This window comes from Streptomyces sp. SDT5-1 (genome assembly GCF_052245995.1).
Taxonomy (GTDB): Bacteria; Actinomycetota; Actinomycetes; order Streptomycetales; family Streptomycetaceae; genus Streptomyces.
In genome coordinates, this window is sequence record NZ_CM125963.1 from 7,931,164 (window position 1) to 7,955,687 (window position 24,524).

The following is a 24,524-nucleotide window of genomic DNA, read 5'->3' on the forward strand; positions in this document are numbered from 1 at the left end:
GCCGAGGCCAACTTCCGTGCCATTCGCGGTTGTTCGGACGTTTTCGCACCGCCGATTATGTGACCCACGTCACGTTACCAGCGGTATCTGAAACAGTGTGTCGCAGGTAAATTGCGGGTACCGCGCAGATGTGAACCACGTGTCTGAGTAACCGCAAGCGCCCCCAGAGGCGTTGCCCCCTCCCCGTCCCTGTTCTCTCCAGGGGCCCACGAGCGAGAGCGAGGACCCTCCGCGATGGAGCAGCAGCACGTCGACGTCCTGGTCATCGGTGCCGGAATCTCCGGCATCAGCGCAGCCCGCCATGTCCTGCGCGACAACCCCGACGCATCGCTCGTCGTCCTCGAGCGCCGTGCCCGTGTCGGCGGCACCTGGGACCTCTTCCGCTACCCCGGCATCCGCTCGGACTCCGACATGCCGACCTTCGGCTTCGGTTTCCGGCCCTGGTCCAGCTCCCGCATCCTCGCGGGCGGCGCCGAGATCCGCCAGTACGTGGAGGACGCCGCGGCCGACGGCGGCATCCTGGGCCGCACCCGCTTCGGGCGCCGCGCGATCAGCGCCGACTTCTCACACGAGACCGGGCGCTGGACCGTCGAGGTCGAGGACGAGGCCACCGGCGCCCACGAGACGTACAGCGCGGGCTACCTCGTCGGCGCGACCGGCTACTACGACTACGACAAGCCGTACCGCCCCGAGTTCCCCGGCGAGGCCGACTACCAGGGCACCCTCGTGCACCCGCAGCACTGGCCCGAGGACCTGGACTACGAGGGCAAGCGCGTCGTCGTCATCGGCTCAGGCGCCACCGCCATCACGCTGCTGCCCGCCATGGCCGACAAGGCCGCGAGCGTCACCATGCTCCAGCGCTCGCCCACGTACGTCCTCGCCCTGCCCGAGGTCGACCCGCTGACCTCGGTCATGAAGAAGCTGCGCGCCCCGGCCCGGATGACGCACAAGGTGGTCCGCGCCCGCAACATCGCGCTCCAGCGCGGGAGTTACGCCTTCTGCCGCAAGTACCCGCGGCTCGCCCGCAAGGCGCTGCTCGGCCTCGTCAGGGCGCAGGCCGGCAAGAACGTCGACATGCGGCACTTCAGCCCCACGTACAAGCCGTGGGACCAGCGCCTGTGCGTCGTCCCCGGCGGCGACCTGTTCAAGGTCCTCAAGAGCGGCCGGGCGGCCGTCGCCACCGACCACATCGACACCTTCACCGCCGACGGCATCCGCCTGAAGTCCGGCGAGGAGCTGAAGGCCGACATCGTGGTCACCGCGACAGGACTGAGCGTGCGCCTCATGGGCGGCATGGACCTCACCGTCGACGGCGAACCGGTGGACGTCACCAACCGCGTGCTCTACAAGGCCGTCCTGCTCGAAGGCGTGCCGAACATGTCGCTCGTCATCGGGTACACCAACGCCTCCTGGACCCTGAAGGCCGACCTCGCCGCCGACTACACCGCGCGGCTGCTCGCCCACATGCGGCGCGCCGGACACGACATCGCGACGCCCGTCGCCACCGACGCCGACCGCTCCGAGTTCTCCGTCATGGGCGAGGCCCTCACCTCCGGATACATCGCCCGCGCCGACAAGGTCATGCCGCGCCAGGGCACCCGCGACCCGTGGCGGCTGTGGAACAACTACTACCGCGACCGCGCCATGCTCCAGAACGCCCCCATCGACGACAGCCCGCTCCGCTTCGACAAGGCGGGCCGGACGGCCGACGTCAAGGAACCGACCCGCGCCGCCTGACCGCTCGCTCCACCCCTACCACCGACAATCGAGGACGAAGATGCCCCCGAACCTGTCCAGGAAGGCCTACGACGAGCGTCTGCGGACCCTGTCCGAGGGCTCCGTCAACGTCAACTTCAACGCCTTCGTCGACATCAAGTGGGACGACCCCGAGTTCGCCGTGGACACCACCGACACCCGCTGGGTGCTCACCTCCGCGGACGCCCTCGGCGCGCACCCCTGGTACAAGGAGCAGCCACTCGAGACGCAGATCCGCATCGGGATCTGGCGCTGGGCGGTCATCGCCAAGGTCGGCATGCAGTTCGAGAACCTGCTGATGCGCGGTGCCCTCGACTACATCTACCAACTGGGCAACCAGAACGCCGAGTTCCGGTACCTCACCCACGAGATCACCGAAGAGACCCACCACACCCAGATGTTCCAGGAGCTGGTCAACCGAACCGGCGTGGACACCCCGGGCGGCAAGCGCTGGTTCCGCCAGCTCAGCCGGGTCCTGCCGCTGTTCGGCTCGCTCTACCCCGAGGCGTTCTTCACCGGCATCCTCGCCGGCGAGGAGCCCATCGACCACCTCCAGAAGGGCGCCCTGCGCAGCGGCGAGCCGGTGCACCCGCTGCCGCAGCGGATCATGCAGATCCACATCGCGGAGGAGGCCCGGCACATCTCCTTCGCGCACGAGTTCCTGCGGCTGCGCGTCCCGCGCTACGGCAAGGCGCGGCGCGGCGCGCTCTCCGTGCTGTTCCCGCTCATCATGCGGATCCTGTGCGACGTCATCATGATCCCCGACAAGAAGTCCGCCGCCCTCGTCGGCATCCCGGACTGGGTGATCAAGGAAGTCTTCTGGAAGTCCGAGGCCGGACAGAAGATGCTCGTCGAGCTCTTCTCCGACGTGCGGATGCTCGCCCAGGACATCGGCCTGATGAACAAGGTGTCACGTCCGCTGTGGCGCGCCCTGCGCATCGACGGCCGTCCCGCCCGCTTCCGCGGCGAGCCCGCCCCGCTCACCGACTGAGCCCCGCACCACCCCACCTGCACCGCCCGAACGGAGACCAGCCGCCGTGCCGTACGCCGTCACCCGATCCTGCTGTGCCGACGCCTCCTGCGTGCTGGCCTGCCCCGTCAACTGCATCCACCCCGCGCCCGGCGAACCCGGCTTCGCGACCGCCGAGATGCTGTACGTCGACCCGCGCACCTGCGTGGACTGCGGCGCCTGCACCACGGCCTGTCCGGTGGACGCCCTCAAGCCGCACACCGCGCTGAGCGAGGCGGAGCTGCCGTTCCTGGAGCTCAACGCGGACTACTACAAGCAGAACCCGCACGACGACCGCACCCCCATGTACGTCCTGCCCAAGCAACGGCAGCTGCCGGAGGGCGAGTTGTCCGTCGCCGTCGTCGGCGCGGGGCCCGCCGGGCTCTTCGCCGCCGACGAACTGCTGCGCCACCCCGGCGTCCGCGTCACGGTGTACGACCGGCTCCCCACCCCGTACGGGCTCGCGCGGGCCGGTGTCGCGCCCGACCACCAGGACACCAAGCAGGTCACCCGGCTCTTCCGCACCATCGAGTCGCAGCCGGGCTTCAGCTACCGGCTCGGCGTCGACATCGGCACCGACGTCACCCACGCCGATCTGCTGCGCGAGCACCACGCCGTGCTGTACGCCGTCGGCGCCGCGACCGACAAGCGGCTCGGCATCGAGGGCGAGGACCTGCCCGGCAGCGTCTCCGCCACCGACTTCGTCGCCTGGTACAACGGCCACCCCGACCGCGCGGACGACGCCCACCCCCTCGACACCGAACGCGCGGTCGTCATCGGGAACGGCAACGTCGCGCTCGACGTCGCCCGCATCCTCACCGCCGACCCCGAAGCCCTGGCCCGCACCGACATCTCCGATCGCGCCCTCGCCGCGCTGCGCGACAGCAAGGTCCGCGAAGTCGTCCTGCTCGGCCGCCGCGGACCGGCCCAGGCCGCCTTCACCGTCCCCGAACTCATCGCCCTGTCCGCCCTCAAGGACGTCGACGTGGTCGTCGAGGGCTGGCCCGAGGGCGTCGCGGCCGACACCAGCGAGAAGACCCGGCTCCTCGCCGACCTCGCGGCCCGCACCCCCGTCGAGGGCCGCCGCCGCATCGTCCTGCGCTTCCTCACGGGCCCGGTGCGGATCACGGGCGACGGCGCCGTACGGGCCCTTGAGGTCACCCCCACCGAGCTGCACACCGACGAGGACGGCACGGTGCGCGCCCGGCCCACCGGAGCCACCGAGACCCTGGAGACCGGCCTCGTGCTTCGCTCCGTCGGCTACCGCGCCCGCCCCATGGCGGGGCTGCCCTTCGACGAGGCCACGGCGACCGTCCCGCACGAGGCCGGACGCGTCGAACCCGGCGTCTACGTCGCGGGATGGGTCAAGCGCGGACCCACCGGCTTCATCGGCACGAACAAGACCTGCGCCCAGGAGACCGTGGAGTCGCTCCTGGAGGACTTCGCCGCGGGCCGCCTCACACCGCCGGAGCCCGGCGCCACCGCGGCACCGAACGCCCTGGACCTGGCGGCCTGGCAGGCCATCGACCGCGCCGAACGGGAGGCGGGCGAGGCCCAGGGCCGCCCGCGCGTCAAGCTCACCGACACCGCGTCCCTGCGCCGCGCCGCGCAGGGCACACCGGTCGCCGCCGGCTGACGGCGCCCGGTCAGGCGCCCTCCAGGTCCGAGACGCGCTGCTGCGGCGACAGCTCCACGCCGAAGTCCCGCAGCGCCGCGTCGAGGACCGCCCACACCGAACGGCACAGCATCGCCCGCAGCTCGTCCTCGGACAGCTGACGGTCGGGGTCGCGCATCCACTGGTTGACGGCGGTGTCCACGAACCCGACGATGCCGACCGCCACCGAACGGATCGGCGCGTCCTCCACGCCGAGCGCCTTGAGGACGTCGCCGAACCGCTCGCTCAGCATCAGCGCGATCGCCGTCTTGGTGTCCGCCACCAGCGAGCCGTCGCCCATCGCGTGCTCGGCGACGCCCATGTAGGCGTACAGGCGGGGGTGTTGGGCCACCCAGTCCAGGTGCGCGCCGACCACGCGGCGCACCGACTCCTCGACCGTGCCCTCGAAGCTGAGGGTCGGCTCCATGCGCTTCACGAACGACTCGACCACCCGGCGGCGGATCAACTCGTCGAAGGAGGCGCGGTCTTTGAAGTGGCGGTACAGCACCGAGCGCGGCAGGCCCACGCGCTCCGCCAGGCGCTGCATCCGGAAGTGCGCACCCTCCTCCTCGATGAGGGCGACGGCCGCGTCCACCAACTCCACCTGACGCTGTGCCTTGTGTTCGTCCCAGCGCTTCGAGCGTCCGTCGATCTGCGGCTCACCGCCGGTTGTCTCCGCCATTCCCCCAGGATATCGGCCCGATCCGAACACATACGCGCACCCGGCGTTCCGCTTGTCCCGCCCCGCTGTGCCAGGTCGGTGACGGCCGATCCGGGTCGGACGGCGCGTTTGCGGCACTTCGCGCCGTGGGTGTGGAAACGTTCCTTCTGCAAGGGAGCGGCCGCCGGGGACCTTCCGCCCCCTCCTGGGCCCCGGCGGCACTTGCATGGGTAGGGGGGCCTAGGGAGCAACCCGTACGGGGGTGCGTGAGCGCCGGAACGTACGTTCCGCATGCTGTTCCTCATGGAGGTCGACGCGGCGCGCCTCGAGGAGCTGACTCAGGCTCAGAATCCCGTCCACGCGGTCCGGTTCGTCGCGCGGGGTGACGAGGACGCGGGTGACATGGTGGGTCGCCATCCGGTTGGCGACCGTGCGCAGGGTCTCGTCCGGGTGGGCGACGACGGGGGCGGTGGCGAGGTCGCGGAGCGGGCGGGTGTCGTCGGGGGAGAGGCGCAGCACCTGATCGGCGGTGACCACGCCGGTCAGCGCGCCCGTGTGGTCGAGGACCGGGAAGAGCCGCTGGGCGGGCTGCCCCGCCGCGTCGCACTCGTCGCGCAGCGCGCGCAGCCGCTTCGCCGTCGTGTCCGCGCTCGCGTCGGCGTGCAGGGTGTGCGCGGGCGGCGCGGTGTCGAGTTGGCGCACGAGGTGGACCTCCAGCGGGTCCACCGAGTACTCGCGGGTGAGGTGCAGTCCGCGGCGCGCGATCTTCTCGGTCAGCACCGACCTCTTGAGGATGATCACCGAGAGCAGATAGGCGGAGGACGCCGTGATCACCATGGGGACCAGGGCGTTCACCTCATGGGTGAGTTCGAGGCAGAAGACGATGCCGGTGAGCGGCGAGCGCATCACACCGCCCAGGACGCCCGCGAGGGAGACCAGTGCCCAGAACCCGGGGCCGACGGCGGGGAACACGAGCCCCTCGGCCGCCCCGAGCGCGCCGCCGATCATGAACATCGGCGCAAGGACGCCGCCGGAGGTGCCCGAGCCGAGCGACAGGCCCCAGATGAGGGTCTTGACGACGAGGATGCCGATGATCAGGCCCACGGTCGCGCGGCCCGTGAGGAGCTGGTCGATGACGTCGTAGCCGACGCCGAGCGCGCGCGGCTCCACCAGACCGCCGAGCCCGATGACGGCTCCGCCGATGGCCGGCCACCACATCCAGTGCAGCGGGATGCGGGCGAACATGTCCTCGGAGAAGTAGACGAGCCATGTGGCGACGAGGGCGAGCAGCCCCGCGCCGATCCCGGCCACGACGCACAGCCCGTACGCCGACAGCGGCAGCCGGTCCGGCACGTGCGCCCCGGCGAACAGGGGCGCGGTGCCGAGGATCGGTCCGCGGACGAGCGTCGCGACGACGGCGCCGACCGCGACCGGTATGTAGGAGCGCGGCCGCCACTCGAAGAGCAGCAGTTCCACGCCGAGCAGGATCGCGGCGAACGGCGCGTTGAACGTGGCGGCCATGCCCGCCGCGGACCCCGCGACCAGCAGCGTCTTGCGCTCGTCGGTCGTCACCCGCAGGAACTGGGCGAGGATCGAACCGACCGCGCCGCCGGTCATGATGATCGGCCCCTCGGCGCCGAACGGCCCGCCCGTCCCGATGGACACCGCGGACGAGACGGGCTTGAGGGCCGCGATCCGCGGCTGCACCCGGCTGCCGCCGACGAGGATCGACTCGATGGCCTCCGGCATCCCGTGGCCGCGGATCTTCTCCGAGCCGTAGCGCGCCATCAGGCCGATGACGAGGCCGCCGACGATCGGCATGAACAGGATCAGCCACCAGTGCGTCGTGGTCGCGGGAGTGGTGTCACCGAACGAGAGGCGGCCGTGGAAACAGAGGTTGGTGAACAGGGCGATCAGCTTGAGCAGCGCCACGGCGACGAGCGCGGCGGCGGCCCCCACCGGCACGGCGAGCCCGGCGATCACCGCCACCCTCGGCAGGACGTGGAAGTCGCCCAGGTGCGGGATCTTCGGGTGAGCGGCGGGAGTCGGGGGTGCGGCGGCAGGCTCGCGGGGAGCTCTGGCGGCTGTGGGCGTGGCCACGAAGCCTCCGGTTTCATGGTGCGGGAGTGGGCAGGGGAGAGCGGCCCGTCGGCACGTGGCCGTGCGGGAGGCGGGGTGGGCGCCATTGCCCGGGGAGCGGAAGGAGTGGGCCCTCAGGTGTCGCGCGGGGGCGCGGCGGGCCGGTCGGTGAACGAATATCCTCGGTGGACGAGTTCACTGCTCACGGCCATCACTTCCTCGAACCGGCCCCACGATGCGGATGTGGGGCGGCGTAGGCCGAGAGTAACATTGCAGACTGCAATAGTGAACATGGGTGATGTGGAGAGCGTGGCATCGGTGGACGGTCTGACCAGGAGTGACGGCGGCGAACCGCAGGGCGTCGACGAGGAGACCAAGGAGGTCACCGAGACGGTGATGGCCGCGTCGCGGCTCCTGGTCGCCCTGTCGGCCCGCGCCCTCGCCACCGTCGACGACACACTGACGCTCCCGCAGCTGCGCACCCTCGTGGTCCTCGACCGCTGCGGCCCCGTCAAACTCGCCGTCCTCGCCCATACGTTGGGGGTCAACGCGTCGACGGCTCTGCGCATGGTCGACAAGCTGGAGGCGGGCGGCCTCGTCGACCGCAAGGCCAATCCGGTCAACCGCCGCGAGGTCGTCCTCCGGCTCACCGACACCGGCAGCACCCTGGTCCACCGGGTGCTCGACCACCGCCACCGCGAGGTCGCCGCGCTCGTCGGCACCCTCCCGGTCGCCGTCCGCGCGGGCCTGGTGGAAGGGCTGCGCGCCCTGACGGACGCGGCGGACGACCTCGCGGTGGGGCCGGGCGGCGCCTCGCGCGCGGCGGACGGCCTCCCCTCGGAGCCGGGCTTTTGAGAGCCCGTACGGGGGTGCTGGCGGCCGGAGCCGTCACCCTCCTCTGGAGCGAGTGGCTGAACCGGCGCTGGTCGACCACCCTGGTGGGCCGCGAAGGCCCGGCCGATGCCGTCGTCGTGCTCGGATTCCGCAACCCGCAGGCGACGGCGAACCTCGTCAACCGCTGGCGCGTCCGCGCCGCAGTCCGCTCCGCAGGGAACGCGCGCTTGATCCTCAGCGGCGGCGCCGTCGCAGGTGCCACGTCGGAGGCCCGCCTGATGGCCGACTGCGCGACGTCCCACCTCGCGTACGACGGCCCGGTCGTCCTCGAAGAGCTGTCCGCGTCGACCTGGGAGAACGTCACGAACGTCATCCCGCTGATCGAGGACGCCGACCGCATCGCGTTCGTCTCCCAGCCCGCCCACGCCCTCAAGGCCCGCGCGTACCTGCGACGGCAACGCCCCGACCTCGCCGCCCGCCTCGTACGGGCAGCCGACTGGCGCCCCGGCGAATGGCTGCCGGCCAAGCCCCTGCTCGCGCTCTACGGCCTGTGGACCCTGCGCGGTGTCAGACCCGAGATCCGCGCGGCCCGGCGGGACGGCTGAGCGGTCCGCGGGCCGTCACCGTTCGGCCGTCAGCCGGAGCCGTCCTCTCGCCAGCAGAAACGTGCCGACGAGGGCCCCGGCCAGAACGCCCACGGAGTTGTTCAGCCAGTCGACGGGCTGGCACGAGCGCTCCGGGTCCAGCGTCTGCGCCACCTCGACGAGCGCCCAGGCCGCCGAACCCGCGAGCGCGAAGGCGACGGGGCGGCGGGTGGCGAGCGCCCCGTACAGCCCGAGCGGCACCCAGGCCACCACGTTGAAGGCGTGATGGGCGGGCCCGCCGGGGAAGGCCCGCACCGACGCCCCGGTCAAGCACGCGTCCAGGCGCGCTGACGCGCCCTCCTGCACTTGGTCCGGCAGTGTGAGGCCCAGGCAGAACGCGGCCGCCACCAGCATCCCGAGTGTCGCGGCCGGAGGCAGCCCCGCCCGGCGCGCCAGCGGCCCCCGCACGGCGAACGCCACCCCGACCAGTCCGAGCACCAACAGCCCCATGACGGCCGCGTGTTCACCGTGGGACATGTGCGCACCACCCCCTCCGCCCTCACCATTGCCCCATGCACGTACCAGTCAATCGCGAGCAACTGGCGTGCCGGGAACGGCGGTTCAGGGTGTGGGCGTCACTCCGTCGTCCCCGCCGTGGCGAGCTTCACCGCGATGCGGCTGCGCGAGCTGATGGAGAGCTTCGACAGGATGCGCTCCATGTGGGCGTCGACGGTGCGGCGGGAGATGAACAGGCGCTCCGCGATCTCGCGGTTCGACAGGCCGTCGGCCGCGAGCCGGGCCACCTCGTGCTCGCGCCGCGTCAGCGACTCGCCGGAACCGGCCCGGCGCGGGCCCGGCACCTCCGGCGCGTCCAGCACCAGTTCGTCCGCGCCGGTGAGCGCCGCGGCGAACAGGGCGTCGCGCGGCGCGGTCGCCCCCAACTGCCACAACTGCTCGTAGACGTCGGCGCCCAGGCCCGTGCGGGTGGCCTCCGCCGCCATCCGGTGGTTCTCCACGGACACCGGAGCCCCGCTCAGCAGCTCGCCGCCGGTCGACTGCCACAGCGCGTCCGAGCCACCGAACAGCCAGGCCGCCCTCCGGTGCCTGCCGTCGCGGGCCGCGGTCCACGCCATGATCTCCACGGCGTACCCGCAGCCGATGACATCGCCGAGCGCCGCCTTCAGCGGCAGCGCCTCCTTGAGGGCCGCCTCGCTCGCCCCCGGATCGCCCTTCGAGTAGTTGCTCAGCCCCACGATGGTGTGCACGAACCCGCGCAGCCAGCACTCCTTCGAACCGACCCCGAGCCGGGCCAGCCCCTGCCCGCTGCGCTCCAACGCCAGATCGTCCTGCCCCGACAGGTGGTACTGGTATCCGGCCTGCACATCCAGACACACCAGACCGATCAGATCGCCGAGCGCGGAGAGCCGCTCGTGCGCGGCCACCCCCGCCCGCTCCGCACGGTCGAAATCGCAGGCGAACGTGTACGCGCAGTGCAGATACAGCCAGCCGCGCGCCCGGATCAGCGGCTCGCCGAGCCGGTCGGCGATCTCGATGCCCTCCGTGATCTCCGGCACCGCGCCCTCCGGGTCACCCTGGAACGTTCTGATGTACCCGCCGACGATCAGCGCCCAGGCCCGCTCCGGCGTCGCCCCGGGGAACGCCGCGGCGGCCTTCTGCTGCCAGTAACGCCCCTCGGTCAGCAGCCCCGTGATCTGCCAGTACCCCCACAGCGCACCCGCGAGCCCGGCCCCCTTCTGCTCCCGGTCACCGCGCCCCAGCGCGTACTCCAACGCCAGCCGGATGTCCGGGTGTTCGCGGCGCAGCGCCTGGCAGCGCGGCAGCTGGTCGTCGTCGATGAAGTGCAGGGCGAACCCGTCCGCCGCCTTCACGTACCGCGCCAGATGCCGGTCGCGGGCGGCGGCCTCCTCACCGGACGCCGCCAGCTTCTCCGCGCCGTACTCGCGCAGCGTGTCCAGCATCCGGTAGCGCGTGGACCCCTCCGCACCCGCCTCGGGGCCGACCTCGTCCACCCGCTGCACCACCGACTTGTCGACGAGGTCGATGAGCACTTCCAAAACCTCGTCCCGCCCCAACTCGCCGAAGCCGCACACCTCCTCGGCGGCCGACAGGTCGAAGACGTCGCCGAAGACGGAGAGCCGTGCCCACAGCCGCTGCTCCCGCGCGTCGCACAGGTCGTAGCTCCAGTCGATGGTCGTACGCAGCGTCTGATGACGCGGCAACGAGGTGCGGCGCCCGCCGGTCAGCAGCCGGAAGCGGTCCTCCAGACGGTCGATGAGCTGGTTCAGCGGCACGGCCCGCAGCCGCACCGTGGCCAGCTCGATGGCGAGCGGCATCCCGTCGAGTCGGCGGCACAGCCGCACCACGGCGTCCCGGCTCGCGTCGGTCACCTCGAAGCCGGGCACGACGGCCGCGGCCCGCTGTTCGAACAGCGACACCGCCTCGCCCCCGGCGTCCGACACACCGAGCGGCGACAGCGGAAAGGTGTGCTCGCCCGGCACGTCCAGCGGCTGCCGGCTGGTCGCCAGGACCCGTACGCCGTCGGTCTCGCGCAGCAGTACGTCCACGAGCTGGGCGCAGGCGTCCACCAGGTGCTCGCAGGTGTCGAGGACGATCAGCGCGGGCGACTCCCGCAGGTGGTCGAGCACGACGTCCAGTTGTGGCCTGCCCGACTGCTCCGGCAGGTCGAGGCAGGCGGCGAGGGTGTGCGGAAGGAGTCCCGGATCGTGCAGCGCGGACAGCTCCACGAGACACACCGGAACATCCGCGCCCGCGGTCCTCCCCGCGAGCGCCCGCAGCGCGAGCCGTGTCTTCCCGACACCGCCGGGGCCGACCACGGTCACGCAACGCTGCGTCTCCAATGCCGCCGCCAACTGGGCGAGTTCCGGGGCCCGGCCGATGAAACCGGTCAGTTCACGGGGGAGTTCGCCGGGACGGCGACGCACAATGCCGAACGTCATGGAGCGCATTGTCGCCCCCGCCCGGCACCCCCGCGCCGGGATGCGCGAAGCTCCATACGAACCGGTGACGTGCGGCGTAGGATCCGCGTTCGCACCGGGAAGGTGTCACCGCTTGGTGTCGAAGTGCTCGGTGATGGCGTCGTGACACACGTCATCGTCGTCCACGTGAACGGCGGAAAGGGCCACGATCCCGCTCCCCTTCCCCTCCTCCTCCCGCTCCTGCTTCCGCTCGGCGACCCACTGGTCGAGGTCCGCGATGCGCCGGTCGCAGCCGTCGCTGCCCAGCCGCTCGTCGCGGGACGGCTCCGGTGTCGAGGAGGAGGTGTTCAGCGCGGACGTGGCGGCGAGTCCGGCCACGCACATCACGGCCCATACGGCGATCCACGCACGGCGATTGGTCGGTTTCGGCTCTGGCACCTCGGCATCGTAGGCGCGAAAGAGGACGGGTGTACGAAGAGTCGAACAGGTTGCGTGGGGTTGATGGTCATCGTGTCCTATGCCAACGGCACTTCTGACCTTGTCTCTAGGTTTGTTCGAGCGCCGTTCCCCTGGAGGGGCGGCGCCTCGACGGGGACACGGGGTCACGGGGATCCGGGAAAGGGTTGGTCGACATGGGGCACGCCAAGGGCGGCGAACGGCGGCTGGAGGCCGGCATGCGGGGGTACGTCCCGGCGTCCGGAGGGTTCGTCGGCGAACCGTGCGGGGTGGTGCTCCGCTACACCGCGGACGACCCGCTGGTCGTCTCCGTGACGGTCTCGCGCGACTGCGGCCGGTCCGAACACTGGCTGATCTCCCGGGACCTGCTGTCGGCCGGGCTCTCCGGCAGGACCGGCGCGGGCGACGTGACCGTACGCCCCGTCGTCGACCCCCACGCCGCGCCCGGAGTCCTCCTCCAGGCCCGCGACACCGGCCGCGCGCTTCACATCCGCGTGAGCCACCAGGCCCTCCTCCTCTACCTGTCCCGCACCCACGCCCTGGTGCCGTTCGGCCGCGAGGTCACCGCGGCGCGCATCGACCACGCGATCGAGGGACTGCTGGCGCGGCGATGACGGCACGGTTCTCTTCCGCGGCGCCACGAAAAACGTTTGCCCGGGGCCCGGTCGCCGCTGTTAACCTTCCGGAAGCCGTGCCAGAGAACGAGGAGGTGGTACCCGTGAACGCAGCGAACGTTTCTACATGGGTGCTCTCCTTCGGGGTCACGGTCGGGCGATAGGTCGTCGCCCGGGAGCGCCGATCCGCGCATTCCCGAAAGGCACGACCATGCATGTCACATCCGAACAGCGCCTCGACGACGGTGTCATCGAGCGCGAGTTCACCCTCGGCGACATCCCCGGCACCCTCTGGCTGCCGGAATCCGCCTCGGCGTCCGCGCCGGCCCCGCTGATCCTCATGGCCCACAACAACGGGCTCCCCAAGAGCGACGCCCGCCTGGTGGGACGGGGCCGCTTCTCCGCCGCGCGCGGGTACGCGGTCGTCACCATCGACGCCACCGGCTGCGGCGACCGCCCCCGGACGGCCGCCGCCCAGCAGGCCCGCGCCGACCTGCGCCGCGCCCTCCAGAACGGCGAGCCGGTCGACGCGATCTTCGAATCCCTCGTCGGCCCGCTGGTCGCGAACGCGGCACCGGACTGGCTCACCACCCTGGACGCCACCCTCGCGCTGCCCGAGATCGGCCACCGCGTCGGCTACTCAGGATGGACCGCCCTCGGCATCCGCCTCGCGTCGACCGACCCGCGCATCGCCGCGGCCGGCTTCTTCGCGGGCGGCTACGTGCCCCGCGCCCAGCGCGAGGAGGCCCGCCGGGTCACCATCCCGCTGCTGCTCCTGCTGCAATGGGACGACGAGGGCAACCCGCGTCAGCGCGCCCTCGACATGTTCGACTCCTTCGGCAGCAAGGAGAAGACCCTCCACGCGAACCTCGGCGGCCACCTCGGCACGCCCTGGTTCGAGTCGGAGGACGTGGACCGGTTCTACGGGCGGCATCTGAAGTAGCGCCTGTGGCGCCTCAAGTGGCGCCTCAAGTGGCGCCTCAAGTGGCGCCGCAAGTGGTGCCTGAAGCGGCGCCGAGCGTGCGGCTCGCCCCGGGACGTATGTCGTGCCCGGGCGAGCCGCCGTATCGTCCCGGTATGGACTCCAACCCCGCACCCCGCGTGCTCGTCGTCGGGCTCGACCCCCGCAAGGTTCCCGGGCCCTGGGACCCCGAGCCCGTGGTGCGGGCGATCGAGGCGGGGCTCGCGAAGTTCGTCGAGCACGGGGTGGGCGTCGAGACGTGTCTCTTCGGGCTCGACGGCAGTGACGACATCGAGGACGTCGTCGCCGGCGCGCTGCGGGCGCGGCCGTGGGAGTGCGTCACCGTCGGCGGGGGACTGCGGCACTCCGACGACGAGGTCGAACTCCTCGAGAAGGTCGTCAACCTGGTGCGCCGGTACGCGCCCGACGCGGCCATCGCGTTCAACAGCGCCCCCGACACCACCTACGAGGCCGCGGCCCGTTGGATCGAGGCCGGCTGAGGCGCCGCCACCCGCACCACCTCGTCGTCGGGGAACGTGACGGTGACCAGGCCGTCCGCGTCGACCACGCACTCGATCGCCTCCCGCAGAGCACGCGGGTGCACGGCGTCGCGGGTGAGGGCGACCAGGGTGACGTGGACGGACGTGCCGCCGGGGTGCGGTCCCGAGCGCAGGTACGGGGTGGCGGAGTGGGGGCCGAACGCGTTCGCCGCCACCTCGCGGGCCGTCCCGGCCTCCGGGGACCAGCCGTGCAGGGCGATCACCGCGCTGCTCAGCCCGGACTCCGTGCGGGCGAGCGCCCAGCCGGGGCCGTGTTCCGTGTGCGGCCGTACGGCGTCGGCGACCGCGTGGCCGCCCTCGCGGACCGTGACGCCCTCCGGGGCCCGCACATGGTGGACGCGAAGCTCCCACGGCCCGTGCAGGACGCTGGTCGACACGATCGGGAACTCTTCGTCCATGTCCGGGAGTTGGGCCAGGTGACGGGAGGAGGCTCGGCGGCCCTCGCAGCTGAGGGGGTGGATACGGCGGCGGCGCGACGGCGTGCCGTCGGCGGCGAGCAGGGCGATGTGGTTGTCGACGGTGCGGGCCCAGGCGTGCGGGGCGGACTCGGGGGCGGTCGCCGTGGAGTGCGCGAGCTTGGCGTAGTGCGGGTCGTCGGTGGCCGGGCCTTCGTGCGGGTTGTGGTCGCTGCCGTGGTTGACGAGGCGGACGATGCCGTCGTGCGGTGTGCCGTGCAGCAGCCAGCCCGGTGCGGGCAGGGCCGTGTACTGGGGCTCGCGTTCGACGGGCAGCGGCAGTTCGCGGTCCGTCCACACCGCGTGGCCGGCAGGGAGCAGCAGCCCCAGGAAACCCTTGCTCGACCAGTACGGTGACGCCGGGCCCGAGTACGGCTGCGTGGTCGGCAGGTGGGTGCCGTACCAGCCGAGCGGTTGCAGGCCACGCGCGTCGGGGACTCCGCGTTCCACGAAGTGGCGTGCCGTTCCGGAGGCCAGACGGCGGGTCAGGCCCGGCGCGAGGGGTGTGCAGTCGGCCAGCGCACCGAGCCACACGGGTGCCACCGTGGCCAGCCGGTAGGTGAGGGAGCGGCCCTGGTGCACGGGCGCCCCGTCCGCGCCGAAGAACTGCGGATACGTATCCAGGAAGAGTGAGAGCCGCTCGCGGTACGCCTTCGCGCGGTCGCCGGCCGCTTCGGGACCCGCGATGCGCGCCCACAGCAGCGGATACAGGTGCAGCGCCCAGCCGACGTAGTAGTCGAAGTTGCGGCCGTCGCCGTCCGTGTACCAGCCGTCCCCGACGTACCAGTCCTCGATCCGGTCGAGCCCGCCCTCGATGTCGCTGCGGCGGTGGGGTGCGCCGACCGACGCGAGGAACTGCTCGGTGACCACTTGGAACAGGCGCCAGTTGTTGTCCCAGGTGCGGGCTCCGACGAAGCCGGAGAGCCAGTCGACCAGCCGTTCCCGCGTGCGGTCGTCGAGCCGGTCCCAGATCCAGGGCCGTGTCTCGTGCAGGCCGACCGCGATCGAGGCGGCCTCCACCATCTGCTGCGAGCAGTCCGTGAGCGCGGGCCAGGCCTCCGGATGGTCACGGTCCGTGCCCGTTGTCAGACCCTGCGTATACCGTTCGATCAGGTGGGAGACCGCGGACTCGTCGGCGGCGTCACCCTCCGTGCACGCGCCCGCGATCCGGAAAGAGGCGAGCAGGAATGACCGAGCGAACCCTTCGAGTCCGTCGAGCACCAACCCGGACCAGCTGCCCCGCCCCGGCAGCCGGTACTGCGCGAACCCCGGCGTCGCGTACGGGACCAGCGCCTCCAACTGCCGGTCGGCGAGCGCCTCCCAGTGCGCCCGCGTCCAGCCCGTCAGCGGGGAGCGGACGCGGTCGGTGGGCGGCAGGGAGAGGTACGGGGCGGGCATGACGTTCTCCACGGCTCCTGGGTTGGGGGATGCGGTGCGTTACGCGAGGTCGGCGGAGTGCGTGTGGCCGCGCGAACCGCCGACGCGCACCGTGACGACCGGGCGGCGGCCCGGCGTGACGGACACGGTGTCGTCGGCGCGGACGACGTCCCGCACGGGGAAGGGGAGTTCGACGGAGAGGGTGGTCGCGGTGCGGCCGGGGTCGGCCACGGCGACGGTGATGCCGTCGTCGCGGCGGCGGACCAGCACCGTGACCGGACCGTCCGCGCGCAGCCCCTCGACCGTGCCCGCCGCCCAGAAGTGCGCGGCGAGCAGCCCGAGCCGGGACGACTCCACGGCCTGGACGGTCGCCGAGTTGGCGAGGACGCGTACCGGGGCGGAGCGGGCCCAGGCGGCGGTGGTGGCGGCCGTCGCGCCCGGCAGCAGGACATAGGCGTAGGAAGCGGAAGCGGGGGAGGGGCCGTGGTCGAACCAGAGAGTGGCGTAGCGCCGGGTGACCGGGGTGGTGGAACCGCCGGTGTCCGCACCGGTGTTGAGGGAGCGCCAGGTGCCGGTGCGCTCCTCGCGCAGGGCGCGCAGCGGTCCACCGGCAGGGAAGACGTAACCGCCGGTGCCCTCCAGGTGCGCCCACCGGGCATCGGCGAGCCGCGCCGACCAGCCCGCGTCGGACGGCTGCGGGCGGCCGTCGACGGTGAGCAGGGGCGTCCCGTCGGCGTGCAGGTTCCGGTTCTCCACGACGGTCTCGACGCCGCGGCCGTCGCTCGCGGTGATGCCGGCGCCGAGCGCGACGACGGCGTTGTCGAGAAAGAACCACGCCTTCTTGGCGCGCAGCGTCGACCCGTCGGCGATCAGCTCCATCGCCGCCGCCCCGTACCGGGAGTCGAGCACCGCGCCGCCCGCCACGGCGTTCTTCGGCCGGAAGGTGCCGGTGCCCGCACCCGTGCCCAGGTCGGCGCGTTCGCGGGTGTCGACGGTGGTGCCGGGGAGCCGGTAGGGGTTCACCGTCGGCCAGAAGTCGTCACCGAAGGCGTCGAGGTCGTCGCCGTCGTACAGGTACGTCATGCCGTCGCCGGTGTACCAGCCGTGCAGGTTCTCGCCGTTGCCCGCCTCGTACGCCGCGATGCGCTTCGACGACAGGGAGAGCGTGCACGCCCAGCCGGGCCGCCGGTGCACCACGCGGTCCATGTCGGCGAAGACATGGTGACCCGTGATGCGCTCGGCGGGGCGCGCCGCCGAGTCCGCGAGCAGCGCCTTCGCGCGGGCCAGGGCGGGCAGCCCGACGAGCCGCAGGTACGGGGTCTCCTGGTTGCGCCGGATCCACCCCTTGACCGTGGAGCGCCAGCGGTCCGCGTACGCCTTCGGCGCGCCGTCGGCGAGTTGCAGGATGTACGACGCCGTGGCCGCGCCGTCGGTGTGGTCACGGGCCCGTTCGCGCGAGACGGCGCGGCCGCGCAGCGCGTCCATCATCACGCCGTCGAACATGACGGGAACGAAGGAGCGGTCCACCGCCTCGTACAGCACCTCGACCGCGGGGTCGGTGACGGCCCACTGCGAGTCGGCGAGCAGCGCGATCAGCTGCCCGGCGCTGCCGAGCAGGACTCCGCCGTACGTTCCGGTGTAGGCGACGGAGGAGTGCTGGACGAACGAGCCGTCCTCGTAGAAGCCGTCGCCCGAAGTGACGTACTGGAAGAGGCTGTTCCTGCCGCCGTCGCGGACGTCCGAGAGCCCGTCGCGGGCCAGCGCGACGACGCCGGCGTCGCGGGCGAGCAGTCCGCGCAGCGCCACGATGACGGCCTTGTCCGCGCGGTTGGCGCCGGTCTCGGCCAGCGACGGCGCGTTGGTGCGCCGGTCGGCATTGGGCACGAACTTCGCGACCGTCTTCAGGTAGGCGGCCAGGTCCTCGGCCGGGAGCTGGGCCCGCAGCAGGACACACGTGTCGAGCAGTGCGCGCGGTGCGCCGATCTCCCAGAACCACCAGTTGCCGGACTCGGAGCGAGTGTCGTTGTAGCCGGTGGTGTGCAGGAAGCGCAGCGCGTCGAGGAGCGCGTCGCGCACGCCCGCGTCGCCGGAGAGCGAGGTGCCGGGGGTCGTCCAGGCGATGGCGAGGGTGCGCAGCCTCGGGTAGCTCTGGCCGAACATGCCGGGGTCGGAGGCCGGGGCGAGGTCGGGCCACAGGGCGGTGCGCCCGGAGGAGCGGTCCAGGTTGCTCCACCAGTCGGAGGCCTGGGTGTCCAGGGCGGCGAGCGCGGCGGCCACGTCGGGGTCGTCGGGGTCGAGTTGGCCCCCGGTGAGCTGCTGGGCCGCCCGCGCGAGCAGCGGTTCGTACGGGTCGTCGGCCGCGTGCGCGTGCGCGGCACCGAGGCCCAGGGGAAGCGTGGTCGCGACGGCGCCCGTGCTCATGAGGGCCAGGGTCCGGCGTCTGCTCAGCTGCATGGTGGGTGGTCGCCCTTCGGATCAGTCGGACAGCGTGGCCGGGTCGACGGACGGTTTCGGCAGTCCGAGCGCGGCGATCTCCGCCCGCCCCTGCGCGTCGATGGGGAACGCCCAGGTGGTGACGAAGAAGTCGGTGAGGTCGCGCTCGGCGACACGGCTCGCGTACGTGGCGAGCGCCCGGTAGCGGCGGGCGGAGTCCGAGGAGTCGGACTGCGGGTTCTCCTCGCGCACCAGCCGGTGCAGCTTCGGCCAGAACGCGTCGCCGAACGCCAGCTCCAGCTGCCGCAGCGGCACCAGCTTCTCGTACGCGCCGAAGGACTTCTCGTACGTGAGCCCGTCGGTGCCGAACTTGGCGCGGGCCGACTCGAAGTAGTCGAGGCCCGTGGCCGGGTCGACGGTCAGCAGATTGGAGGGCTGGCCGAGGGCGCGCTGCACGGCCAGCGAGTAGATGTTCACGGTGACCTCGGTCATCGCGGCCGGCTTGTACGCGAACTGCTGATGCAGATGGCCGAGTTCGTGGTAAAGACCCCAGCCGCGCGTGCGAAGGCCCTGCACGGTGGTGGCCCGGTCGAGGTAGGCGCGCGGGAAGCCGTTGTAGCCGTGCGTGGCGTACGCGCCGACGCCGGAGGGCACCACCGACACCTCGGTGAAGTGGTAGCCGCCCGCCTTCGGCCGGTGCACCGGCTTCGACCCGTCGAGGCCGCTGATCGCCGACTCCGCGTCGATGATCTGCTCCAGGAGGCGGAGCAGCGCGGCGTGGTCCTCGTTCCGGTACAGCAGCGCGCCCTCTCGGGTCAGCGTGACGATGGAGCGCGGGCCGTGCAGCTCGACGACCGGCACATCGGTCATTCCGTCCAACTTGCGCTGGAAGTCGGCCTCTTCGGTGGCGCCGAGCGTGAAGACCGGCATGCGCGTGCTGCCGCTCTTGAACGCGACGGTGGCCTGCTCGCCGTCGCCCTCCAGGGAGAAGTAGACGGGTCCGCCGTGCGGGTCGGTGATCGTGTTGGAACCGGGCTTGAGGGCGTAGCGGCGCGGCGCGGTCAGGGTGGCGTAGTAGTCCCAGCGGCCGATCCACAGCGTGGGCAGCACATCGTCGTGGGGCTGCACGTCCAGGCGCAGCGAGGTCCCCGCCGCGACATGGCGGCCGGTCGGCCGGAACTCGGAGGCGCGCAGGGCCTGCCCGAGGCGCAGCCGTTCGGCCTCGGCGGAGGGCCGGGCGGTCAGCCGCACGGTCACGTCGGTGGCGTACGTGGCGGCCTGCGCGGAGCCCGCGCCGAGCGTGAGCGCGAGGCCTCCGGCGGCGCCGGCGCCGGCCAGCGCGGTCAGCACCGCACGCCGGCCGGGCCCGGAGGCGGTGGCGGTGACGGTCTCGTGGGACGGGTGGGCAGGGCGCATGCAGGGACTCCCCAGGGGACGAAGAACGCCGGAAGGGCGACGAGTGGGACGTGGTGCGTGCGAACTGAGCGTCAGCATGTAAGCGTTTGCCACATCAAGGCAAGGCCCTGGCGGCATTTACTGTTCGTTACTACGTCAAGCGGCCCTGAAACGAGCAGGATCGAGCACGAGAGGCGGGGAAGAGGGGGTCGCGGAGGCCGTCTCGGCGGCAGCCACGGCTCAGGCCTGGCGCCGACCGCCCCTGCCGCGCGGAACCTCGGCCGGGGGCGCCACCGAGTCGCGGACCACGATGTGCGTGCCCAGGCGCAGCGCGCCGGTGGTGGGGGCGCGCCAGTCGTCCTCGTCGCCGCCGTTCAGGGCGACCCGCACGGCCTGCCGACCCATCTCCTCCAGCGGGATCCGCACCGTGGTCAGGCGCGGCCGCAGCTCCTGGGCGACGGGGATGTCGTCGTAGCCGACGAGCGACACGTCCTGCGGCACCCGGAGGCCCGCTTCCTCCAGGGCCTGCGCGGCCCCCGCGGCGACGATGTCGTTGGCGGCGAACACAGCCGTGAACTCGAGCCCGTCCCGCAGCAGTTCGCTCATCCGCCGGTAGCCGAAGGAGCGGCTGAAGGCGCCGGGCTGCTCGAGGTCGGGGGCGCGGTCGATGCCGCGCAGTTCGAGCGCGCGCCGGTGCCCGGCGAGCCGATCGCGGGCCGTCGAGAGCCCCGGTGGGCCGCCCAGGTACAGGATCCGCCGGTGCCCCCGGGTGATCAGATGGTCCGTGATCGCGAACGCGCCGCCCTCGTTGTCGTACTCGACGTCCACCGTCGGCACGCCCGCGCCGAGCGAGGGGCGCCCGCACAGCACGAGCTTCGCGCCGTCCGCGTCCAACTCGTGTGCGCGGCGCGAGAGTTCCGCCTGGTAGGCCGGGTCGTCGACGCTGCCGCCGACGAGGACCACGGCGTCCGCCCGCCGCTCGTGCATCAGCTCGATGAAGGCCAGCTCCCGCTGCGGGTCGCCCTGCGTGCAGCACACCAGGCACAGCCGGTCGCCCGCGGTGGCCTCCCGCTCGACGCCGCGCGCGATGTACGCGTAGAACGGGTCGATCAGCTCGCTCACGATGATGCCGACGGTGCGCCCGGAGCTGCCCGCGAGGGCGCGCGCGTGGGCGTTGGCGACGTAGCCGAGTTCGCGGGCCGCCGACTCGACGCGCTCGCGGGTGGCGGTGGCGACCGGGTAGTTGCGGTTCATCACGCGGGACACGGTGGCCGTGGACACGCCTGCCCGCTTGGCGACGTCGACGACCGTCGCGCGGCGCTGCTCCCGGTGGCCGGAGCCGCCGGGCGCCGTCGATCGCTGCCGGGCCATCGGGCCCACCCCCTGCCGATCCTGCCGTGCCGTTCCTGCTCCGCCCGCCCCAGAGCTTATGCCGTGCGCCGCCGGCCCGGTCACGCGATGTGCTCCAAGTCGGCGAGGCGTACGGGGTGGTCGAGCGGGGCTCCGTGGGCGTACCGGGTGAGTTCGTCGACGGCGAGCGCGCCGAGCCGGCCCACCTCGTTGCCCTGGGCGCCCGCCATGTGGGGCGTGATCAGCACGTTGGGCAGGTCCCACAGCGGGTGCTCGGCGGGCAGCGGCTCGGGGTCGGTCACGTCGAGCACGGCGTCGATCCGTCCGCTGACCAGGTGCTCGACGAGGGCCTCGGTGTCGACGAGCGGGCCGCGCGCCGTGTTCACCAGCAGGGTGCCCGGGCGCAGCAGGCCGAGGCGGCGGGCGTCGAGGAGGTGCCGCGTCTCGTCGGTGTCCGGGGCGTGCAGGGTGACCACGTCGCTGGCCGTGAGCAGGGTGTCCAGGTCGGTGCGGGTGACGCCGAGCAGGACGGCCTCGGTCTCCTCGACGTACGGGTCGTACAGCAGGACCTCGACGTCGAGCGTGCGCAGCAGCCGCAGCACCTGGCGGCCGACGTGCGAGGCGCCGACGACGCCGACGGTGAGGCCGCGGGTGCCCATCCAGGGGTGCCGGTCGAGATCGGCGTCGGTGCGGTGGGTGCGCCGGGTGCGGAAGAGATGGGCGAGCGGGAAGGCCCGCTTGGCGCCCATGATGATCGCCGCGAGGGTGAACTCGGCGACCGGCACCGCGTTGGCCGCGGCCGCGGAGGAGACCGCGATCCCGCGCTCGTAGGCCTCCCGGCCGAGGAACGGCTTGACGGTGCCGGCCGCGTGGATGACCGCCCGCAGCCGGGGCGCGCCGTCGAGCACGGCCGTGTCGATGGGCGGGCAGCCCCAGCCGGTGAGCAGCACCTCGCACTCGGCGAGGGCGGCGCGGGCCGACGGGCTGGTGAACTCGCGCAGCACGTGCGGCGGCCGGATGTCGGCCACGTCCTCGAGGCGGACCCGCACGGCGGGCGGGAAGACGTCGTCGACGACCGAGGAGTGCATCGCCAGAACGGTACGGGGCCGCCGCGGGGGCGGTGTGGTGCCGGTGGCCGCGGCCTCGGTCGACACCTCGTCAGTGGTACGCACCCTGCCTCCGGACAGTAAACGTGTTCTATCAGGTGACCGAACGCTAAGGAGGCCGTCAGGCGATCGTCAACCCTAAAGTCCGTACCCGATACGTAAGTTGGCTGGTCACGAGGTCAAATCTCGGACGGTCACGTCTCGTTGGAGGCGGCTCACCGTGCCACGCTCGCTCGCATCTATTGACGACAGGGTTAAACGCTTACTAACTTGCCGCCGCAGTAACGCAGTTCTTGCGTCACCCGGCCGAACAGGACCGCCCCATGACTGCTTCCGCGCCACCCTCAGCCGTACCCCGCACCCTCCGCAGAACCCTGTGGCAGCGCGTCAAGCGCGACAAGGTGATGCTGCTGCTGTGCCTGCCCGGCTTCCTGTACTTCGTGGTGTTCCACTACGTGCCGCTGCTCGGCTACGTGGTGGCCTTCCAGGACTACCAGCCCTACCTGGGCTACCTGCACAGCGCCTGGACCGGCTTCGCGAACTTCGCGAGCGCCTTCGCCGACCCCGACTTCTGGTCGGCGACCGCGAACACGCTGGAGATCGCCCTGGTCCAGCTCGTCCTGTTCTTCCCGGTGCCGATCGGACTCGCGCTGCTGCTCAGCAGCATCGTCAGCGACAAGCTGCGCCGCTTCGTGCAGAGCGTCGTCTACCTGCCGCACTTCATCGGCTGGGTCATCATCGTCTCGATCTTCCAGCAGATCCTCGGTGGCGCGGGGGTGGTCCCCGACCTGCTGGAGGCCGTCGGGCTGCCGCACTACGACATGATGACCGACCCGAACGCGTTCCCGTGGCTGCTCGCCCTCCAGGTCATGTGGAAGGACGCCGGCTGGGGCACGATCATCATCCTCGCCGCGCTGCTCAACATCGACCGGGGCCTGTACGAGGCGGCGGCCATGGACGGCGCCGCGCGCTTGCGCCGCTTCTGGCACGTCACCCTGCCGGGCCTCGCCCCGGTCCTCGTGCTGCTGCTGATCCTGAACCTCGGCAACATTCTCACGGTCGGCTTCGAACAGATCCTTCTCCAGCGCGACGCCGTCGGCCCCGGCGCGGGCGAGGTCCTCGACACGTACGTCTACTTCCACGGCATCAAGGACAACCAGTGGGGCACCGCGGCCGCCGTCGGCCTGGTCAAGGCGGTCATCGGCACGGCCCTGGTGATCGGCGCCAACAAGTTCGCCCACCGGCTCGGACACGAAGGGGTGTACAGAGGTGCTGACCGCTGAGACGACCGCCGTACGGACCCGCCGCGGGGCGGCGCCGACCGGGGCGGACACTGAGGAGCTGCGCCCGTCCGGCGCCCGGCCGCCGTGGATGGAGCGGCCCACCAGGGTCGGCCTCGTCCTCAAGGGGCTCGCCCTGGTCGCGGTCGTGGCCCTTGTCGCGTACCCGCTGCTCGGGGTGATCGGGACGAGCTTCGCCTCGCAGACCGACATCATCCACGCGAACGGTCTGGTGCTGTGGCCCGACCACCCGAACCTGGACGCGTACCGCACCGCGTTCACCGGCGGGCGGGTCACCCGCGCCCTGTTCGTGAGCATCGGGGTCACCGTCGCCGGCACGGTGTGCAGCCTCCTCGCCACCATCGGCATGGCGTACGGGCTGTCGCGGCGCGGCATCGTCGGCGGACGCTTCCTGCTGATGACGGCCCTGTTCACGATGCTGTTCAACGCGGGCGTCATCCCCAACTTCCTGCTGGTCAAGGAGCTCGGCCTCTACAACACCTTCGCCGCCCTGGTCCTGCCGACCATGGTCAGCGCCTTCAACCTCGTCGTGATGCGCGCCTTCTTCATGAACCTCCCGGAAGAGCTGTACGACGCCGCGAAGGTCGACGGCGCGGGCGACTTCCGCACCCTCATACGCGTCGTGCTGCCGCTGTCGAAGGCGGTCATCGCCGTCGTCGGCCTCTTCTACGCGGTTGCCTACTGGAACGCGTACTTCAACGCCCTGCTGTACCTCGGCGACAACGACAAGTGGCCGCTGCCCATGGTGCTGCGCACCTTCATCCTCCAGGGGCAGAACCTCGACACCGCCGCGGCCGGTGAGGCGATAGCCCCGCAGCAGGCGGTGCAGATGGCCGTCCTCGTGATCGCCGTCGTCCCGATCCTGCTGGTCTACCCGTTCCTCCAGCGCTACTTCACCAAGGGCGTCCTCACCGGCGCCGTCAAGGGCTGAGACGCCCAGGGCCCGCACACCGGCCGCCACCCCCCGACTTCCGTGTGCCCCT

Annotated in this window: 20 protein-coding genes; 10 read left to right on the plus strand and 10 right to left on the minus strand. The window is 72.0% G+C overall.

Annotation, left to right across the window (positions count from 1 at the left end):
- The first annotated feature begins 234 nt into the window (after positions 1-234).
- From ACTWJ8_RS36560 to ACTWJ8_RS36570, 3 genes are read left to right on the plus strand one after another with little or no spacing between them, the layout of a single operon-like run.
- Positions 235-1,737 (plus strand): flavin-containing monooxygenase, encoded by a 1,503-nt coding sequence (locus ACTWJ8_RS36560; RefSeq protein ID WP_356372870.1) that lies wholly within the window; start codon positions 235-237, stop codon positions 1,735-1,737.
- 40 nt (positions 1,738-1,777) lie between these two features.
- Complete coding sequence (locus ACTWJ8_RS36565) at positions 1,778-2,746, plus strand: AurF N-oxygenase family protein (protein ID WP_443261777.1); 969 nt, start codon at positions 1,778-1,780, stop codon at positions 2,744-2,746.
- 46 nt (positions 2,747-2,792) lie between these two features.
- Complete coding sequence (locus tag ACTWJ8_RS36570) at positions 2,793-4,400, plus strand: FAD-dependent oxidoreductase (RefSeq protein WP_443261778.1); 1,608 nt, start codon at positions 2,793-2,795, stop codon at positions 4,398-4,400.
- 10 nt (positions 4,401-4,410) lie between these two features.
- Here ACTWJ8_RS36570 and ACTWJ8_RS36575 read toward each other — a convergent pair whose 3' ends face one another.
- Both ACTWJ8_RS36575 and ACTWJ8_RS36580 read right to left on the minus strand, forming a co-directional pair.
- Positions 4,411-5,100: a TetR/AcrR family transcriptional regulator gene (locus tag ACTWJ8_RS36575; protein ID WP_356372865.1), complete on the minus strand. Its 690-nt coding sequence runs from the start codon at positions 5,098-5,100 to the stop codon at positions 4,411-4,413.
- A 219-nt stretch (positions 5,101-5,319) separates the two neighbouring features.
- The gene (locus ACTWJ8_RS36580) at positions 5,320-7,179 is read right to left on the minus strand and encodes a chloride channel protein (RefSeq protein WP_443261779.1); all 1,860 of its coding nucleotides are present in this window, start codon (positions 7,177-7,179) and stop codon (positions 5,320-5,322) included.
- 270 nt (positions 7,180-7,449) lie between these two features.
- Between ACTWJ8_RS36580 and ACTWJ8_RS36585 the strand changes: the two genes are divergently transcribed.
- Together ACTWJ8_RS36585 and ACTWJ8_RS36590 are read left to right on the plus strand one after the other, a co-directional pair.
- Positions 7,450-8,013, plus strand: a complete 564-nt coding sequence (locus ACTWJ8_RS36585; RefSeq protein ID WP_443261780.1) for a MarR family winged helix-turn-helix transcriptional regulator — start codon at positions 7,450-7,452, stop codon at positions 8,011-8,013.
- On the plus strand, positions 8,010-8,597 hold the full coding sequence (locus ACTWJ8_RS36590) for a YdcF family protein (RefSeq protein ID WP_356372861.1): 588 nt from the start codon (positions 8,010-8,012) through the stop codon (positions 8,595-8,597). The genes ACTWJ8_RS36585 and ACTWJ8_RS36590 overlap by 4 nt, the downstream gene beginning before the upstream one ends.
- 15 nt (positions 8,598-8,612) lie before the next feature.
- Here ACTWJ8_RS36590 and ACTWJ8_RS36595 read toward each other — a convergent pair whose 3' ends face one another.
- The 3 genes from ACTWJ8_RS36595 to ACTWJ8_RS36605 form a co-directional block, all read right to left on the minus strand.
- A complete protein-coding gene (locus ACTWJ8_RS36595) occupies positions 8,613-9,113 on the minus strand; it encodes a VanZ family protein (protein WP_356372859.1) in 501 nt (166 codons plus the stop codon).
- Between the two features lie 98 nt (positions 9,114-9,211).
- The gene (locus ACTWJ8_RS36600) at positions 9,212-11,554 is read right to left on the minus strand and encodes an ATP-binding protein (protein WP_443261781.1); all 2,343 of its coding nucleotides are present in this window, start codon (positions 11,552-11,554) and stop codon (positions 9,212-9,214) included.
- 105 nt (positions 11,555-11,659) lie between these two features.
- Positions 11,660-11,971 carry a hypothetical protein gene (locus tag ACTWJ8_RS36605; protein WP_356372856.1) on the minus strand — a complete coding sequence of 104 codons (312 nt, stop codon included), beginning with the start codon at positions 11,969-11,971 and terminating at the stop codon, positions 11,660-11,662.
- A 194-nt stretch (positions 11,972-12,165) separates the two neighbouring features.
- Between ACTWJ8_RS36605 and ACTWJ8_RS36610 the strand changes: the two genes are divergently transcribed.
- From ACTWJ8_RS36610 to ACTWJ8_RS36620, 3 genes are all read left to right on the plus strand, one after another.
- Positions 12,166-12,603 carry an SsgA family sporulation/cell division regulator gene (locus tag ACTWJ8_RS36610; protein ID WP_356372854.1) on the plus strand — a complete coding sequence of 146 codons (438 nt, stop codon included), beginning with the start codon at positions 12,166-12,168 and terminating at the stop codon, positions 12,601-12,603.
- A 211-nt stretch (positions 12,604-12,814) separates the two neighbouring features.
- Positions 12,815-13,546: a dienelactone hydrolase family protein gene (locus ACTWJ8_RS36615; protein ID WP_443261782.1), complete on the plus strand. Its 732-nt coding sequence runs from the start codon at positions 12,815-12,817 to the stop codon at positions 13,544-13,546.
- 134 nt (positions 13,547-13,680) lie between these two features.
- Positions 13,681-14,064: a hypothetical protein gene (locus tag ACTWJ8_RS36620; protein ID WP_356372852.1), complete on the plus strand. Its 384-nt coding sequence runs from the start codon at positions 13,681-13,683 to the stop codon at positions 14,062-14,064.
- Here the strand turns inward: ACTWJ8_RS36620 and ACTWJ8_RS36625 are convergent.
- The 5 genes from ACTWJ8_RS36625 to ACTWJ8_RS36645 form a co-directional block, all read right to left on the minus strand.
- Complete coding sequence (locus ACTWJ8_RS36625; RefSeq protein ID WP_443261783.1) at positions 14,028-15,977, minus strand: DUF2264 domain-containing protein; 1,950 nt, start codon at positions 15,975-15,977, stop codon at positions 14,028-14,030. The genes ACTWJ8_RS36620 and ACTWJ8_RS36625 overlap by 37 nt on opposite strands.
- A 39-nt stretch (positions 15,978-16,016) precedes the next feature.
- Positions 16,017-18,410, minus strand: a complete 2,394-nt coding sequence (locus ACTWJ8_RS36630; protein WP_356372848.1) for a polysaccharide lyase 8 family protein — start codon at positions 18,408-18,410, stop codon at positions 16,017-16,019.
- A gap of 21 nt (positions 18,411-18,431) precedes the next feature.
- Positions 18,432-19,805 (minus strand): M60 family metallopeptidase, encoded by a 1,374-nt coding sequence (locus ACTWJ8_RS36635; RefSeq protein WP_443261784.1) that lies wholly within the window; start codon positions 19,803-19,805, stop codon positions 18,432-18,434.
- A 219-nt stretch (positions 19,806-20,024) separates the two neighbouring features.
- A complete protein-coding gene (locus ACTWJ8_RS36640) occupies positions 20,025-21,155 on the minus strand; it encodes a LacI family DNA-binding transcriptional regulator (protein ID WP_443261785.1) in 1,131 nt (376 codons plus the stop codon).
- An 80-nt stretch (positions 21,156-21,235) separates the two neighbouring features.
- A complete protein-coding gene (locus tag ACTWJ8_RS36645) occupies positions 21,236-22,306 on the minus strand; it encodes a hydroxyacid dehydrogenase (RefSeq protein WP_443261786.1) in 1,071 nt (356 codons plus the stop codon).
- 257 nt (positions 22,307-22,563) lie between these two features.
- On the opposite strand from ACTWJ8_RS36645, the gene ACTWJ8_RS36650 reads away from it, so the two are divergent.
- Complete coding sequence (locus ACTWJ8_RS36650) at positions 22,564-23,523, plus strand: ABC transporter permease (RefSeq protein ID WP_443261787.1); 960 nt, start codon at positions 22,564-22,566, stop codon at positions 23,521-23,523.
- 88 nt (positions 23,524-23,611) lie between these two features.
- Positions 23,612-24,472, plus strand: coding sequence for a carbohydrate ABC transporter permease (locus ACTWJ8_RS36655; RefSeq protein WP_356373840.1), 861 nt, complete (start codon positions 23,612-23,614; stop codon positions 24,470-24,472).
- Positions 24,473-24,524: the final 52 nt, after the last annotated feature.